This is a genomic window from Treponema denticola, assembly GCF_024181645.1.
GTDB lineage: Bacteria > Spirochaetota > Spirochaetia > Treponematales > Treponemataceae > Treponema_B > Treponema_B denticola_A.
On record NZ_CP058624.1, the window covers coordinates 1,059,859 to 1,077,046 of the forward strand.

Annotated in this window: 12 protein-coding genes; 11 read left to right on the forward strand and 1 reads right to left on the reverse strand. The window is 37.6% G+C overall.

Annotated features, from left to right (window positions below):
* Positions 1-6 precede the first annotated feature (6 nt).
* Positions 7-783 carry an Rpn family recombination-promoting nuclease/putative transposase gene (locus HO345_RS05055; RefSeq protein ID WP_253684335.1) on the reverse strand — a complete coding sequence of 259 codons (777 nt, stop codon included), beginning with the start codon at positions 781-783 and terminating at the stop codon, positions 7-9.
* Positions 784-1,051: 268 nt separating this feature from the next.
* On the opposite strand from HO345_RS05055, the gene HO345_RS05060 reads away from it, so the two are divergent.
* The 11 genes from HO345_RS05060 (at position 1,052) to HO345_RS05110 (ending at position 17,187) form a co-directional block, all read left to right on the forward strand.
* Positions 1,052-1,696, forward strand: coding sequence for a nucleotidyltransferase family protein (locus HO345_RS05060; RefSeq protein ID WP_253684336.1), 645 nt, complete (start codon positions 1,052-1,054; stop codon positions 1,694-1,696).
* Positions 1,697-1,713: 17 nt separating this feature from the next.
* Positions 1,714-2,472, forward strand: coding sequence for an ABC transporter ATP-binding protein (locus HO345_RS05065; RefSeq protein WP_010697446.1), 759 nt, complete (start codon positions 1,714-1,716; stop codon positions 2,470-2,472).
* Between the two features lie 16 nt (positions 2,473-2,488).
* Positions 2,489-4,189, forward strand: coding sequence for a hypothetical protein (locus HO345_RS05070; protein ID WP_253684337.1), 1,701 nt, complete (start codon positions 2,489-2,491; stop codon positions 4,187-4,189).
* A 48-nt stretch (positions 4,190-4,237) separates the two neighbouring features.
* Complete coding sequence (locus HO345_RS05075) at positions 4,238-6,520, forward strand: tetratricopeptide repeat protein (protein WP_253684338.1); 2,283 nt, start codon at positions 4,238-4,240, stop codon at positions 6,518-6,520.
* Positions 6,517-7,878 (forward strand): 3-phosphoshikimate 1-carboxyvinyltransferase, encoded by a 1,362-nt coding sequence (gene aroA, locus HO345_RS05080; RefSeq protein ID WP_253684339.1) that lies wholly within the window; start codon positions 6,517-6,519, stop codon positions 7,876-7,878. Before HO345_RS05075 ends, aroA begins: the two co-directional genes overlap by 4 nt.
* Positions 7,879-7,926: 48 nt before the next feature.
* On the forward strand, positions 7,927-10,899 hold the full coding sequence (locus tag HO345_RS05085) for a ligand-binding sensor domain-containing protein (protein ID WP_253684340.1): 2,973 nt from the start codon (positions 7,927-7,929) through the stop codon (positions 10,897-10,899).
* Positions 10,900-10,959: 60 nt separating this feature from the next.
* Entirely contained in the window at positions 10,960-11,496 is a 537-nt protein-coding gene (locus HO345_RS05090; protein WP_253684341.1) for an adenine phosphoribosyltransferase, read from the forward strand.
* A 140-nt stretch (positions 11,497-11,636) separates the two neighbouring features.
* Entirely contained in the window at positions 11,637-13,406 is a 1,770-nt protein-coding gene (locus HO345_RS05095) for a V-type ATP synthase subunit A (RefSeq protein WP_253684342.1), read from the forward strand.
* Position 13,407: 1 nt separating this feature from the next.
* The gene (locus HO345_RS05100) at positions 13,408-14,703 is read left to right on the forward strand and encodes a V-type ATP synthase subunit B (RefSeq protein ID WP_010697439.1); all 1,296 of its coding nucleotides are present in this window, start codon (positions 13,408-13,410) and stop codon (positions 14,701-14,703) included.
* A 10-nt stretch (positions 14,704-14,713) separates the two neighbouring features.
* Positions 14,714-15,328, forward strand: coding sequence for a V-type ATP synthase subunit D (locus HO345_RS05105; protein WP_010697438.1), 615 nt, complete (start codon positions 14,714-14,716; stop codon positions 15,326-15,328).
* Positions 15,325-17,187 carry a V-type ATPase 116kDa subunit family protein gene (locus HO345_RS05110; RefSeq protein ID WP_253684343.1) on the forward strand — a complete coding sequence of 621 codons (1,863 nt, stop codon included), beginning with the start codon at positions 15,325-15,327 and terminating at the stop codon, positions 17,185-17,187. The genes HO345_RS05105 and HO345_RS05110 overlap by 4 nt, the downstream gene beginning before the upstream one ends.
* The last annotated feature ends 1 nt before the right edge of the window (position 17,188 follow it).

A 17,188-nucleotide genomic window follows, 5' to 3' on the forward strand; every position in this document is an offset into this window, starting at 1 on the left:
ATAAAATTACAGTTTTTCAATTTCGGATTCGGGAAGTCCTGTCATTAACAAAATCTCGGACATTGGATAACCTCTGTTTTTCATAAGTTTAGCCGTTTCTTTCTTAGTACTATAAGCCCCTTCCGAAAAACCTTTATACCTAGCGTCCATCTCAAAGGTTGACATTAATCTATATTCTTGTCTTGCTTGTTCATTTTGTTTTACTGTTTGTATCATTTCTTCTATCCTCCTTGTAAAGTCACTTTTTGCCTTACCTGTTTTAAGGTATTCTAAAAATTCCTTTAATTCTTTGTCTTTAGTGTTCTTAAATGCCTCTGCGTTTATTATAACCTTTTTTACTCCATCTTGTAAAGATATGTTTTTATTTTCAAGACAGATATTTTCAAAGGTGTAAATAGGTTTGTTTTTACCGATAGCATCAAAAGTGCAAATAAAAATTATAAAACTGTTATTTAAATTGTTATAGAAATTCCCCTTATCCAAGAAGGAAATATCAATAGCTGCTTGGTAAAACCTCATTCTTTTAGGTATATTCTTCTCGTTGCTCACCTGCATTTCAACGTCGTAGAATTTACCGTTTTCTGTCTGTACCAGAACATCAAATCTTACGGATTTAGCTTGTTCGTAGGCGTTAATATTGTGCTGTACCGAAATATAAGCAATCTTACCTATTGTAGCTGATAGTATCATTTCAATCAGTCCCTTGCATAAGTCAGGATTTTGCATAACTTTACAGAACATAAAGTCATCTTGTAGTGTTAAATCTTCAAATCTTTTTACCATTTTTTTCTCCCATTAATTTACTATTCCCCCTGCCCATTATACTTATAGAAAATATTTGAAAAAAATAGTAAATTATAAAAAGATTTTTATAATTTATGCAGTTTTAAAAATTTCCTTTGCAAAGTTTAGCGTGAGCTCAACGCTTTGCATCCGCTGCGATTAAATAATAAATAAAATTTACTTTTTTTTTAGATTTTACTATTAACTTCAAATACTTTTCCCCCTTCTTGACACTAAACTTTTTATTTTAGTATAATCCAAAGCCATCATGGTAAGTGCTATCAAAAGGATAGCGTGCTATCAAAATGATAGCGATAAGGAGTTTGCTTTGACAAGAGATTTAGGAGTATTAAAAGGAATTTATCTTGCTCCTTACATGCAGGTTGCTACCGCCTTAATCGGAAAGGCCCGTCATGCAGGAGGCAATATGTTCCGGCATCAGGTAGATACTATGGCTATTCTCATAGACTACGGATACATCGACAGTGTTCTTTTAAAGGCTTCTTTAATCCATGATGTTATCGAAGATATCGAAGATTTTAATGTAAACGAAATTTTAAGTATTGATTCCGAATCTGGACAGGTTTATGAACTTGTTTTGGAAGTTACAAAGAAAAAAGGTCAAGAAAAAACTGAGTACTTAAAAAATATAATAAAAAATGGATCGGAAAAGGCTAAAATTTTAAAATGTGCCGACAGAATAAGCAATATGATAAGTTTAGGCTTTGTAACTGATTCCGAATTTATCGAACGCTATTGCAATGAAACCGAGCTTTATATTTTTCCTATAGCTTTGGATGTTAATTTTGAAATGTACAAGGAACTTATGGCCTTGGTAGTTTCCCGCAGGCAATATTTGGTTGAGTGCGGTTATCTCGAAGAAAGCGTAAAGAAAATGCGCAATGCAAGATAATGGGGTTTGGAGAATTTATGATTGAAATTTCAAATGTTTCAAAGGCCTACGGCTCTTCTAAAACAAAGGCTGTAGACGGTATTTCGGTAAACGTAAAAAACGGCGAAATCTTCGGTTTTTTGGGGCCGAACGGAGCCGGAAAAACAACTACAATTAAGATGATAACCGGAGTCCTTAATCCGGATTCAGGAGCAATAATCGTTGACGGAGTAAATATAGCCGAAGATCCTATGGAAGCAAAGCGCAGAATAGGCTATGTTACAGATAATCCCGAGCTTTTTTCTCAGTTAAAGGCCGCTGAATATTTAAATTTTATAGGGGACGTTTATGGCGTTCCTGCCGATGTAAGACAAGAAAGAATAGAGAGGTACACTAAAGTTTTCGGAATAAATGAAGCCTTGAACGGGAGCATAGGAAGTTTTTCTCACGGAATGAAGCAAAAACTCTTGGTTACCGGAAGCCTCTTATCAGACCCTCCTGTTTGGATTTTGGATGAGCCCATGGTCGGCTTGGATCCTAAATCCGCCTTTTCCTTAAAAGAAATTATGAGAGAAAGAGCCGATGCTGGAAAGGTTGTTTTCTTTTCTACCCATGTTATGGAGGTCGCCGAAAAACTTTGCGATAGGCTTGCAATTATAAATGCCGGTAAAATTATGTTTGAAGGTTCTTTACAGGAATTACGTGAAAAAAGAGGAGAAAATGCTTCTCTTGAAAAACTCTTTTTGGAACTTGTTGACGATAAGCCTTCTTTTAATTTGGGAAACGGGGAAGCTTAAAGAGAGTTAAAAAATTATGAAAGTTTTTTTTAGATTGGTTAAAATTTATTTGGCTTCCGTTTTTAACTTTAAAAATTTTAAGGCCCAAATTAAAAAAAGAAAAAAGAGGGGGGATCAAACCGTAACAAAAAATTCCAAGGTGAAAATATTTGGAATGGCAATCCTCTTTTTATTGGTTTTTGCGGAATTTTTATTTATTTTCGGCTTTTTGATTTTCGGTCTATACGGAACGGCAAAGGCCGTAAACAATATAAGCATTCTTTTTGAAGTAACGGCAGCCCTGATCTCGTTTATGAGTCTTTTATTCGGGTTCATGCTTACTATTTCTACCTACTACATAGGCGAAATTGAAGAACAGTTTTTGTCTATGCCAATTAAACCTCGTACCTTGTTTGCATCAAAGTTTTTTGCAAACAGCCTTAATTCACTCATTACGTCTGTTGCCTTTTTTGCAGTTTTAATGGGAATTTACGGGTATATGGAATCTCCGCCCTTTATGTTTTATATATCTGCCCTCATCTGTGCCCTTGTAATTCCTCTGCCTATGATTTCCGTATGTTATTTTTTTAATATCCTTATTATGCGTTTTACTCGAGTTTTTAAAAATAAAAACGTTATAATGGCCGTAAACGGAATTTTAGGTATGGCTCTTGCCTTAGGTTTTAATTATATAATTCAATCGTCTTCGGGTTCCGATCCTGAGGCTCTTTATAAAATGGTTGAATCAAATGCTTCCGCCTTTCAAACTTACGGTTCATATTATCCGCCGGTAAAACTTGTGGGTTATATTTTAAGTAATCCCGTTTCAATTTTAAGTTTTTTATATATCCTATTGTTGGCGGCTTTTTGTGCAGTTATTCCGGCCTTGATTATAGGATTTATGTCAAAACTTTATACTGACAGCTTAATAGGTTTTAACGAAAAAAGCATAAAAAAGCTGGAAGCAAAACAGGTTTCAAGTTTTTTACATAAAAACATAAAAAAATCTTCTCCCTTTATGGCCTATGTAAAAAGAGAATTTAAAATGATGAACCGTACTCCTGTGTATCTTTTAAACGGTCCATTTTCCATTATCTTTATGCCTATCTTGTTGATTGTTATAAGTATTGCAAAGGGATTAAACTTAAATAATATTCCTCCCAATATAATCGATTTTATGCAGGGAAATGCAGGCTTTGTAATTACAGGCCTTGCAGCAGGCTTTTTAGGTTCAATGACCAATATCGCAGATACGGCTCTTTCAAGAGATGCTAAATTTATTCCGTTTATAAAGAGTTTACCGGTTGATATTGCAGTTTATATGTATGCTAAATTAGCCCATGCTATGATTTTTGCTCTTTTTGCCATAGTAATAGGTGTGGGTTTTGCAGGCTTTATATTTAAATTCGGCCTTCTTCATATAGTTTTATCGTCTTTGGTAGCTCTTTGCTTTTCGGCCCTTGTAAACCTTGTTTCTTTATTTTTGGATACGGCCCATCCTAAACTTCATTGGGATAATCCTGTTGCAGCTATGAAGCAAAATACAAATGTGCTTTTTATTATGTTTTTTAATATGATTATTTTGGCTCTCTCTGCTGTTGTAGTATTTTTCAGCATGAATTCCTATCTTTGGCTTATTTTAATATATTTTTGCGGTATACCTGCCGCTGTCTTTGCGGTTTTGATTAAGCCCTATGGAATATATGCAGAAAATAAAATTGCAAGTATTGAATTGTAATTACCTGCTAGACTAAAATGCGTTTTTTTTGTAATCTTTTAAAATATTATGGAAAGACTTAAATTATATTTTTCTTATTTTAAGAACAAGATTCTAAAAAAGTATGAGAGTAAAAAAACTCAGTCGGTAATAGACACGGAAGAAATCAAAGAAGAAATATGGGAAGCCGATTTTTCTAAAAAGGAAAAAGCTCGTTTTATCGAAGAAACAGGAGACGGGTATCAATCCTTGTTTGAAGAAAACCTTGACGGTAAACATTCCTATTCTTTGGAGCTAAAGCGTAAACATCTTTATGCTTGGGCACTAAACCCATTGTTTAGATATAAGGACTTTGTGCTTGATGCCGAAATTGAGCTTCCTGTTTTTACCGATAATTTCTTTCCTGAAGAAAATACAAGTGCGGGCTATTGTGCTGCAGGCTTTGTCTTTAGGCACATAAGCGATAAGGCCTTTTATTCGCTTCTTATTTCCGACAAGGGATGGATAAGACTTGAGGCTGTTGTTAATTCTACTCCTATGCCCATCCTAGGCTGGACAAAGCCCTTAACCGATGCCGATAGTTCAAAATTTAAAATAAAATTAATCTGTGCGGGAACAAATATAACGGTTCTTGTAAACAATACTTGGTTAGGTAAATTCGATTCCGATATTGTTCAGGCTGCCGGAAAAATCGGCTTTGCAGGGCAAAACTGGGAATCCTATCCTAAGGTAAAATTTTATTTAAACGAGTTTAAAATTATTTCTCAGTCGCTTCTTGTAGAAAATACCGATTCTGCCGCAAATAATCCGGATGCAATTTCTCCTGAAGCCTATATTAACCTTGCTTCAACCTATTATGCTATGGGGCAATATGTTGCAGCCGTCTACCAAATAAAACAGGCATGGAAACTCCGTGAACCCACTATTCAAGATCATATTTTAGCCGGAAGAATATATTTTGCCCAGCGTTTAAATGAGGAGGCTGAAAAAGAATTTTTATCGGCTCTTGATATTGAACACGATAATTATGAAATAATGGCCGAACTTGCCGGCCTTTACTATCAATCCGGCAATATGAAAAAATTGGGAGATATTCTAAAAAGTATTCCGGATGACGAAATTGAAAAGTCGGTCTTGCTTTGCTCTTTAAAGGGGCATTTTTTAAATTCACAAGGAAAACATGAAAAATCGGCCGCCTTTTATGCAAGGGCCTTTGAGCTAAAACCGGATCAGGGCTTATTAAAATACAATGAAGCAAACGAGCTGAATCTTGCCGGAAAAAAAGCTGAGGCCGTCGACTCTTATGTAGAAGCCGGAAAACTCTTTTTGGCTTCCGAAGAATATAACGAAATGGCCGATGTAATAAATGCCCTTGAACGTATTGCTCCTGAGGATGAGCGTACCTGGGCTTTAAGCGGTAAATTCTATTATGCTGTAGATAATAAATGGGAAGCTAAGCTTAATTTTAAAAAACTATGTGATGCAAAGACAAGTGACTCTACAATATGGTATTTGTACGGCCTTCTTATTCATGATGAAAATCCTGAAGAAGCTATTAAATTCTTTAAAAAGGCTTGTAAGCTAGGCCCCGAACACGGCCTTTATCATTTCCGCTTGGCGGAGTCCTTGTATTTAATAGGAGAGGACTGTTCTGTTCCTCTTTTAGAGGCTGAAGCCCTTGAACCTGACAATGGTTGGGTTTTTAATTTAAAAGCTCTTTGTGCAATTGATGAAGATGCCTTTTTTGATGCACAAATCGAAATTGAAAAAGCCCGAAAGATGCTCCCCGATGAGATAGTTATTTTGGAAAACTATGTAGAAGTTATGCGTCTTCAAGGCCGTTTAAAAGAATGTGCACCTCTTTTTGACATCGAGGCAGGAACCGCCGATTTGGCAGCTGAAAGAAATAGGGTAGAGGCATTCCATATTTATGCAAATGCCTTGTTCTTTGACGAGCAATATGATGAAGCCGATATTTGGTATCAAAAGGCATTAAAGCTTAAACCCGTTGATCCCGTTCTTTTAACGGATAAGGCTGAAAACTCAATACAGATAGGTTACCTAAATGATGCCGACGGCCTTTTGGTTAAGGCAATGGATATAGAGCCTACGGAAAGAATATACAGGCTTATTGCTCTTCTTGCAGTAAAAAAAGGCGACCACGCCCGTGCAGAAGTCAGTTTAAGACAGGCAATCGAAGAATTCGGCGAAAGCGAGGAGCTTTTATTCGATCTTACAAACCTTTATATTCAAACAAACCGTAAAGAAAAAGCTAAGGAAACGATAAAGCTCTTAACAGGTTGTGAAGATCAAGAACGCCTAAAGGAACTTAAAGCTCTTTTAAAAAAATGATTTTAAAGATAAAAAAATCAAAACCTGTATCTCCCTCATCAATAGAGGTTCCGCCTTCAAAGAGCCATTCGATGAGGGCTCTTGTTTTGGCTTCCTTTGCAGAAGGTTCTTCCCAAATAAAAAACCTTCTTGTGAGCGGAGACACTAAAACGGCCATATCGGTATTTGAATCCTTAGGTGTAAAATTTAAAATAGAACAAAAAGCAATATCTTCTGCCGATATAATTGTTTTTCCCCCGAAAGAAGGCTTAAAAAAAAGAATCGAAAACCAAAAATCGATAAAAATCGATGCAGGAAATTCCGGCACTCTTTTTTACTTTTTAGGTTCCATTCTTTCTTTAATGTCTTCCGATTTTATTTTAACCGGAGATTCATCGATTTTAAAGCGTCCGGTAAAGCCTTTAATCGAAATTTATGAGGAGCTCGGCTTAAAATACGAATTTCTTGGCAGCTATGAAAAAGCTCCCATACGTGTTTTTGGAAAAGCTTCTTCAACTAAAGTCCTTAAAGAAAAAACACTCTGTCTTGAGGGGGATTTTTCACAGGTTGTAAGCGGTCTCCTGCTTGGAGCCGGTTTACTCGATTTTCCTTTACAAATAAATTTAAAAAGAGCAGGGGAGCTTCCCTATTTAAAAATAACCCTTCATTGGCTTAAAACTTGCGGCATTAAATTTGATGTTTCGGACGATTTTAAAACTTTTAAAATTAACGGCGATATTTTAGACGCTAATTTTAAACCCGGCTTTTCGGCAAGTATTCCGGCCGACTGGTCGAGTGCCGGCTTTCCCATTGCCTTAGCCCTGATTACGGCTTCAAGTATCAGCATAAAGAATATGGATATAAATGATGTTCAAGGAGATGCGAGGATTGTAAAAGTCTTAAAAGAGATGAATGCGGATATCCGTTTTGAGGAGGAATCGCAAACTCTTAAAATTTTTCCTTCAAGTTTAAAGGGCGGAACCTTTGACTGTTCCGATATTCCCGATGCTGTTCCGGCTCTTTCCGCAATAGCTTGTTTTGCAAAAGGCGAAACCCTTTTAAAAAATATAGAAATCTGCCGTTACAAAGAATGTGACAGACTTTCAGTAATTGCCTCAGAGTTAAAAAAAATTGGAGCCGATATTACGGAGGGAAGGGATTTTTTACGTATAATAGGAAACGCAGGTAAAAACCTAAGACCTGCCTCGGTTGATTCTCATAAAGATCACCGCATAGCTATGATGCTTACCGTTATAGGTTTTGGTATCGATGATAAAGCCGAGGCTGTATTTACCCTAAAAAACGCCGAGTATTTCGATATAAGTTATCCGTCTTTTTTAGAAGATATAAAAAAGATACGGTTGACTTTTTCTATTTAATGTTTTAAAATTTTTAAGACAGCTGACGTTTGATATAAAGGATTTAAAATGTGTAATGTACATAAAAAACTAATTCTTTTCTTTCTTATTTTGTATGCATTTAATTTATTCGCTGATGAGGATGTTTTTGTTTTTTATTCTCAGCCTTCATCCATTGTGTCCAAATTTGTTACAGGTATTTTGCAGGATTCATATGGCCGGATTTGGTTCGGTACTAAAGAAGGTTTGGCATATTATGACGGTATTAAATATAAAAACTATGAATATATTCCTTTTTCAAAAGATTCCATTCAGTCTTCACAAATTCAATGTTTGTATAAGGACCCGATAAAGGCTGAAAACGGAAGCGATGTGTTTTGGATAGGTACCTTTTACGGAGTTGAAAGGTTTAATATCGATACCGAAACATTTACCCACTTTGATATGACGAATTCGATCGTTTTCGGTTTTTTAAGGGATTCTCATGACCGCTTATGGGTCGGAACCCTGGACGGCTTGTATATATTAAATGAAGATGACGGTTCCGTTATTGAATTTTCTCAAACTTCCGAATTTTACATAGGGAACAACGAAATATCCAATATTTATGAAGACTCAGAAGGGCGGATATATGCCTGTACACATGGGGGATTATGGGAGTATGATGAGCCCAATAAAAGATTTCGACGCTCAAGGCTTTTTGAAAAAGATAGGACGGTTACGGAATCAATTGTTAATAATATTTTTGAAGAAGACGGAATATATTGGGTATCCGTTTGGAATACAGGCCTATTTCGAATTGATCCAAAAAACGGAAAAAGAAATCTGTTTACATTTTCAAACAATAAAATAACATGCCTATCAAACGAATTTTCTGATAATGTGCTATTGATAGGAACCGGGGGCGGCGGCTTAATAAGTTTTGATAAAAATACATATTCTTATACCGAATATACTTCAAAACAGCGTTCATATAATCTTTCAAACGATTTTATTTTTTCGATATACGTAGATACTTACGGTTCATTATGGGTCGGCACAAACGGAGGCGGAGTAAACATATATGACACTAAACGTATGTGGTCAAAACTTATATTGTTACATGAAAATAAAATCAGCAGCAGAGAAAATTCGGTTTCAGGTTTGACTAAGGATAACAAAGGAAACTTGTGGATAAGCCTTTTAAATAACGGTATAACCTATTATGATTTAAGCACAGGGAAAAAGAAATATTATCTTTGTTCCGAATCGAAAATTATTTCCAATTCCGTATTTCAATTTCACATAGATAAAAATGAGGATATATGGGTTGGTACGGATATTGGATTATGTAAATATGATAAAAAAAAGGATGCCTTTGTTGGAGTTAGCCTATACAATGAGAATATAATTGAAGACGGTGAAAGAGTCATATACAGCATTATAAGCGATGATAACGGATTTTTATGGATAGGTACATATGATGGAGGACTCATTAAATTTTCACCTTCATCCGGAATTCTTAACAGATATAAAAATGATCCTAAAAATCCCAATAGTTTATGCAGTAATCTTATTTTTAGTCTGCTTATAGATTCCTGTAAAAGACTTTGGGTAGGCACCAATAAAGGTCTTGCCGAGTATAAGCCTTCAACCGATGAATTCACGATATACAGATATAATGTAAATAACAGAAAAGGTATTTCTTCAGACAGAATAACCTCATTATTTCAGGATGTTTCCGGTAAATTGTGGATAGGAACCGGTGACGGAGGCGTTAATATATTCGATATCGAAAAAAAAGAGGCTTTGAATTATACTGCAAATGAGGGACTCCCCGCAAACTTTATTACCGGTATGACCGATATGGATAATAACTCCATATGTGTTGCTGCAATAAAGGGTATGACAATATTTAATCAAAATGCTGAAATTATATACAGCTATACTTTTTATAATCATGAAAGACGGTTTACAACAGTTCCTGTTACAATTGGAAATCAATGCTTTGTGGGAACACAAGAAGGTGTTTTAGGCGTGGATATTAACTATCTTTTATCGTTTAAAAAACAAGAGGTTCCCGTAAAAATAAGAACAATAGGCATAAACGGAAATCAGACTCCGGCATTTAAAATAGATCTTCAAAAAACTTATAAATATAAGTATTCCGAAAATAATATAAGTTTTGAGTTTTCATCGATGGATTTATCTCCTCTTTCAAGACCTTCTTATGTTTTTATGCTTGAGGGTTTTGATAAAAATTGGATTAATGCCAATATGAAAAACTATGTGCAATATACTAACCTTAAATCGGGACAATATACGTTTAAAGTAAAAGATATTTCAAATCCATATCCTGAACCTGCATCTTTTACCTTTATTATAGAAAAACCTTTTTGGCTCTCGTTGCCGATGATAGCCGCATATATTTTAATTTTTGCAGGCATGACTTTTTTAATTTGCAGGCTTCGTCAGCTTTTTCAATATAAGGTTGCAAATAAAAAACTTCAACAAGAACAAAAAGACCTTATATCTGCAAATGAACAGCTTACGGTTTTATCTACAGTTGACGAATTAACAGGTGTAGGAAACAGAAGACAGTTGGACATGGTGGGTAAAGATCTTTGGCGCAGGGGATTGGATAATAAACAGCCGATATCGTTAATAATGATAGATATAGATTTATTTAAACAATACAATGACCTGTATGGACATCAGGCCGGAGATAATGTTCTTAGAACTGTTGCTCAAACCTTACAAAAAAATCTGAGAGCAAAACATGATTTTGTAGGAAGATATGGAGGAGAAGAATTCTTGGTTCTGCTTTATAATAGCTCTGTTTCCGAAACAATGAAGATATCCGAAAAACTCCGTATTGAAATTAAAAATTTAAACATTGAGCATTCGGCTGCAAAGGATAAGATCTTAACTATTAGCTTAGGTGCCTATACTTCCGTTCCTACTAATGAGCTTTCATATGAAACTATGCTTTCCTTTGCAGATTCTGCTCTTTATAAGGCTAAAGAAAGCGGAAGAGATATCTGCAAAATGTATACGGAGTAAGACTGATAAAATATTATCTTCCTATTGACCATTGCAAAAATAAGGTGTAGACTGTTTCTTATGAAAGATAAAATAATAGATGCTGCGATTAGGCGCGTTCCGGACTTCCCTAAAAAGGGAATCCTTTTTTATGATATTACCGGTATTTTGGTCAATCCGGAAGTTTTTAGTTATTGCCTTGATAAGATGACGGAAATGTACAAGGATAAAAAGATAGATGCTGTTGCTGCCATTGAAGCCAGAGGCTTTATCTTTGCTGCCCCATTTGCCTATAAAATGGGAATACCTCTTATTTTAATCAGAAAGAAAGGAAAACTCCCGGGAGAAACTTACTCTGCTTCGTATGACCTTGAGTACGGACAAGCCTCTGTTGAGGTTCACAAAACAGATGTAGTAAAAGGTCAAAATGTCCTTCTTTTAGATGACCTGATTGCCACAGGAGGAACTTTAAATGCCGCCCGAAGTATCTTAGAAGAGGGAGGGGCAAAGGTTGTAGGTTTTTGCGGAGTTGTGGGCTTACCCTTTTTAAATTATAGCAAGGTTCTGGGGAATTTGCCTGTAAAAACTCTTATAGAATATGACAGCGAAAAAATTTAACTCTATTTTTAAGATTTTTGATTTTTTTATTGCATATTTTTCATTTATATGATAAAATCTAAAAGTTACTTCGTAAATTTTTACAAAGTAACGTTTAAACTTAGGATTTATGCTTTATTATACGTATTTGGAGTTATGATATGACTAAAACAAAAGGAAAAGTAGTCGGTATTAACGGTAACATGATAAGCGTTGCTTTTGAAGGCTTGGTTACCCTTAACGAGGTAGGCTATGTTGAGGTTGGTTCAAAAAAACTAAAAAGCGAGGTAATCCGTATTCGGGGAGAAGTAGCTCAGCTTCAAGTATTTGAAATTACAAAGGGAATAAAGGTCGGTGACCCTGTCGAGTTTACCGAAGATCTTCTTTCGGTAGAGTTAGGCCCCGGTCTTTTAGGTCAAGTTTATGACGGACTTCAAAATCCCTTGCCTGAGCTCGCTGAACAAGCCGGTTATTTTTTGGAAAGAGGTATCTACTTAAACGCCCTTTCCCGAACGGCAAAATGGCACTTTACTCCCTCTGCCAAAGAAGGAGATACCCTTAAGCGTGCAGACTTGCTGGGAACCGTACCTGAAGGCAGCTTTACCCATCGCATCATGATTCCTTTTAACATGTATGGAACTTATAAATTAAAATCTATAAAATCTGAAGGCGATTATACCGTAGACGATACAATAGCTGAGGTTACGGACGAAAGAGGAAACGTAATACCTCTTACCATGAGTTTTAAGTGGCCTGTAAAACGTGCAATCGACTGTTATGCAGAACGCTTAAAGCCGACGGAAACCTTGGTTACAAAGATGAGAACAATGGATACATTTTTCCCCGTTGCAAAGGGCGGAACCTATTGTATTCCCGGTCCCTTCGGTGCAGGAAAAACCGTTTTGCAGCATGCAACCAGCCGAAATGCCGATGTCGACATCGTTATTATTGCAGCCTGCGGTGAGCGTGCCGGTGAAGTTGTAGAAACTCTTACCGAATTCCCTGAACTTAAAGACCCCAAAACGGGCCGAACCCTCATGGAGCGTACAATAATTATCTGTAATACATCTTCGATGCCGGTTGCTGCCCGTGAAGCTTCGGTTTATACAGGCGTAACTCTTGCAGAATACTACCGCCAAATGGGCTTGGACGTTCTTCTTCTTGCAGACTCTACCAGCCGATGGGCTCAGGCTCTTCGAGAAATGTCGGGCCGCTTGGAAGAAATCCCCGGTGAAGAAGCCTTCCCTGCCTATCTTGAATCCTACATCGCAGCCTTCTACGAAAGGGCAGGTATTGTCCGCCTAAGCGACGGTTCAAAGGGTTCCGTTACAATCGGAGGAACAGTATCTCCTGCGGGCGGTAACTTTGAAGAGCCCGTAACTCAGGCCACGCTAAAGGTAGTAGGAGCCTTCCACGGCCTTTCACGAGAAAGATCCGATGCCCGAAAGTATCCGGCAATTCATCCCCTCGATTCTTGGTCAAAATATCCCAGCGTTCTTCCTTTAGAACAAGTTAAATACGGAAGAAGCTTTTTACGCCGAGGTACCGAGGTTGAACAGATGATGAAGGTTGTAGGTGAAGAAGGAACAAGTATCGAGGACTTTATCGTTTACTTAAAAGGCGACTTACTCGATGCCGTTTACTTGCAGCAAAACTCCTTTGATAAGGTAGATGATGCAGTTTCGGTTGAGCGCCAGCAGCACATATATCATATTTTGATTGAAATTTTAGGCACTTCATTTAAATTTGTTTCAAAGGATGAAGCCCGCTCTTATTTCAGCAAACTTAAACTTATGTTCATCGACTATAACTACTCGCCTTGGGGCTCGGATGCATTTAAATCCCATGAAGACGGAATTAAAAAGCACATCGCCGAAAAAGCGGATAGCTTAGATGAGAGTGCAAAAAAATTATTGAAGCAGGCGGTGTAAGATGAAAAAGGTATATAGTAAAATAGAATCGATTAACGGTTCGGTTATTACGGTTAAGGCCGACGGCGTATCATACGGAGAATTGGCTGAAGTTCAAACCCGTTTCGGAGCCTCTCTTGCCGAAGTCAATAAGCTTGATGGCGATTTGGTTTCCTTGCAGGTTTTTGCAGGCGGCCGAGGTGTTTCAACCGGAGATGAGGTACGCTTTTTAGGCAAGGAAATGCAGGTAAGTTATTCCGAGGACTTGCTCGGCCGCATTTTTAACGGTTCAGGCGATCCGAGGGATTCAGGCCCTGCCTTAAAGGATAACATGATTCCTATAGGAGGCCCTTCGGTAAACCCCTCAAAGCGTATTCTTGCAAACAGAATGATTAGAACCGGTATTCCGATGATTGACGTATTTAACACCCTTGTTGTTTCTCAAAAGCTGCCCATATTTTCAATCTCAGGTGAGCCTTATAACGAGCTTTTAGCCCGAATAGCTATGCAGGCCGAGGTTGATGTAATTATCTTGGGCGGAATGGGCTTAAAATATGACGATTATCTTTATTTTAAGGACACTCTTGAAGAAGCCGGTGCTTTGAGCCGAACAGCTATGTTCGTTCATACGGCAGCAGATCCGACGGTTGAGTGCCTTATGATTCCGGATATGTGTCTTGCAGTTGCAGAGAAATTTGCCATTGCAGGTAAGAACGTTTTGGTTCTTTTAACCGATATGACAAACTTTGCAGATGCAATGAAAGAAATAGCCATTATTCAGGAACAGGTTCCTTCAAACCGAGGTTATCCCGGAGACCTTTACAGTCAGCTTGCAGCCCGCTATGAAAAGGCTGTAGACTTTGCTGACGCAGGTTCCGTTACGGTCTTGGCCGTTACCACAATGCCGGGCGATGACGTAACTCATCCGGTTCCCGATAACACCGGTTATATTACCGAAGGTCAGTTCTACCTTAAAAACGGACGAATTGAGCCCTTCGGAAGTCTTTCACGATTAAAGCAAAACGTAAATGGTAAAACAAGGGATGACCACCGTGCATTGATGGACAATATGATTAAGCTTTACGCCTCATATAAAGATACCTTGGAAAAGAAGTCCATGGGCTTTATGATGAGCGAATGGGACGAAAAGCTCCTAAAATACGGTGCAAAATTCGAATCGGGAATGATGGACTTGTCCGTAAACATTCCGCTTGAAGATGCTCTCAACCTAGGCTGGAAAATTCTTGCCGAATGTTTTACCCGTGAAGAAACAGGTATTAAATCCGAGTTGGTAAATAAGTACTGGCCGGCAAACTAAAGGGTAGGCTATGGCGATAAAACTGACAAAAAATGAGCTAAAGAATCAAAAAGAATCTTTAAAAATGTACAGAAGATACTTGCCGACTCTTCAGCTCAAAAAACAGCAGCTTCAAACCGAAATCCGCACCATCGAGGCCCGGGCTAAAGAAGTAAGGCTTCACAGGGATGCCCTTAATCGGGAATTCGAAGACTGGGTAGCGGTATTCGGCGAGCAAAATGTTTTTCAGCCCTCGATGGTTAAGATAAAAGAGCTTTTAACTTCAACCGGAAATATTGCCGGAGTGAGTATCCCTGTTTTTTCCGGTGCTGAATTTGAACGCTCTAAGTATGATCTTTATAAGACTCCTCTTTGGGTTGATACGGCAGCTGAGAAATTACAGGAAGTTTTGAGCTTAGACCTTGAGGCAAAGGTACTTGACGAACAAGTCCGCCTATTGAATACGGAGCTTAGAACGACCACTCAGCGCGTAAACCTCTTTGAAAAGGTTAAAATACCCGAAACTAGGGCAAACATAAAGAAGATTACGGTTTATTTGGGCGATCAGCAGGTTGCAGCTGTTGTTCGCGGTAAGATTTCAAAAAAGAACCTTGAAAAGGTTCATCATAAGGATGAAGCTCTATGATTGTACCTATGAAAAAAGTAACTCTTTTAGTCTTAAAAAATGAGCAGCGTCATGCCTTAAAAGATTTAAGAAAATTAGGGCTCTTACATATTGAAGACCGTCCTGCAAACGGTACCTTGATAAACGAGCTAAGATCCGAAAAAAACGATATAACTCTTGCTATGAGCCTTTTAACGGAATATCTTCCCAAAAAAGAGAAAAAAGGAGTAACGCCGCCCTCTCTTTTAAGTGAAGAAGATACCCTTACCTTTGTAGATTCCGTCTTGTCCTTAACAGCTTCTTATAAGAGCAATATGGAAGAATCTGCAAGGCTTTCAGGTGAAATAGCATCTTATGCAGAGTGGGGAGAAATAAATACTGCCGATTTTAATTTCTTGGAAGAAAAAGGTATCTATCTTTTTCCTGCAACTACCTCATTAAAAACTTATTCTTCCCTTTCCGAAGATATTAGGACTATTTTAGTGGGGCAGGGGAAAACGGGAGTAAGGTTTTTAATCTGGAGTAAAACAAATGCTCTTCCGGCTGATTTACCTCAGGATATTATTCCTTTAAAATTGCCTGAAACTTCCGTTAAGGCCTTAAAAGAAAAACTTAAGAGTTTAACGGCTAAGATTTCTTCTTACAAGCAGGAAATGACAAAGATGTCTGCCTACTTAAACTCCCTCCGTGCCTTGGACGAGATTGTTACCAAGAAGCTTCAATTTGAGATTGTGCATGAGGGTATGCAGACGATAGATTTCGGCGATCAAGATGATGCAGAGAGAGTTCAGCTTGTTTGGCTTACAGGTTATATTCCATGCGAAGATGAAACTAAACTTTCTTCCCTAGCAAAAGAAAAGTCTTGGGCCTATATTTCTCAAGATCCCGAAGAAGAAGATCCTGTACCTACAAAGATAAAGCGAAATAAGATTGTAAATCTGATTTCTCCCTTAATCGACTTTTTAGGTACTGTTCCCGGTTATACTGAGCCGGATATATCTCTTTGGTTTCTGCTCTTTTTCGGAATTTTCTTTGCAATGATATTCGGGGATGCCGGTTACGGTGCTGTTTTGTTTGTAATTTCAATTATTTTGATATTAAAAACAAAGGCAAAAAAACAAAAAGTGCCTACGGCTTTTTATATGTTCGGCTATTTAGGACTTATGACCGTTATCTGGGGTACCTTGGTCTGTAACTGGTTCGGTATGTCTACCGAGATTGTACCGCCTTTTCTTAAAAAATTGGCGGTTCCGGCTATTGCAAACTTTACCCCTGAGGATGTACGCAATCAAAACCAGATTTTGCTTTGCTTTACCCTAGGCTTAACCCAGCTGATGATAGCCCATGTAGTAAGTTTATTTAGGAACATTAAGTCTCCCAAATTCCTTGCCGATGTAGGCTCTCTTTCGATGCTTGGCGGAATGTATTTTGTGGTTTTAAACCTTGTTGTAGATTCCCAAAAGTATGCAATAAATAATACCGTGCTCCTTGCGATAGGTGCAGGTTTTGCTTTAAACTTTATCTTTGTAAACTATTCTACAGGGATAGGGCAGGCTATTGTTGAAAGCTTAAAAAACATTATCAATATGCTTTTGGGCGTAGTAAACGTATTTGCAGATATTATGAGCTACATAAGACTTTGGGCTGTAGGTCTTGCAGGAGGCGCTATAAGTGCAACCGTAAACGAGATGGCAGGCCCTGCCTTAGGAGGTTTTATAATCTTTGCAGGAGTCTTACTTTTATTGTTCGGACACGGTCTTAACTATATTATGAACGTGCTTTCCGTTATAGTCCACGGTGTTCGGTTGAATACCTTGGAATTCTCTAATCATGTAGGCTTGACTTGGTCGGGCTTTAAATATGAACCCTTTAACGAATAAA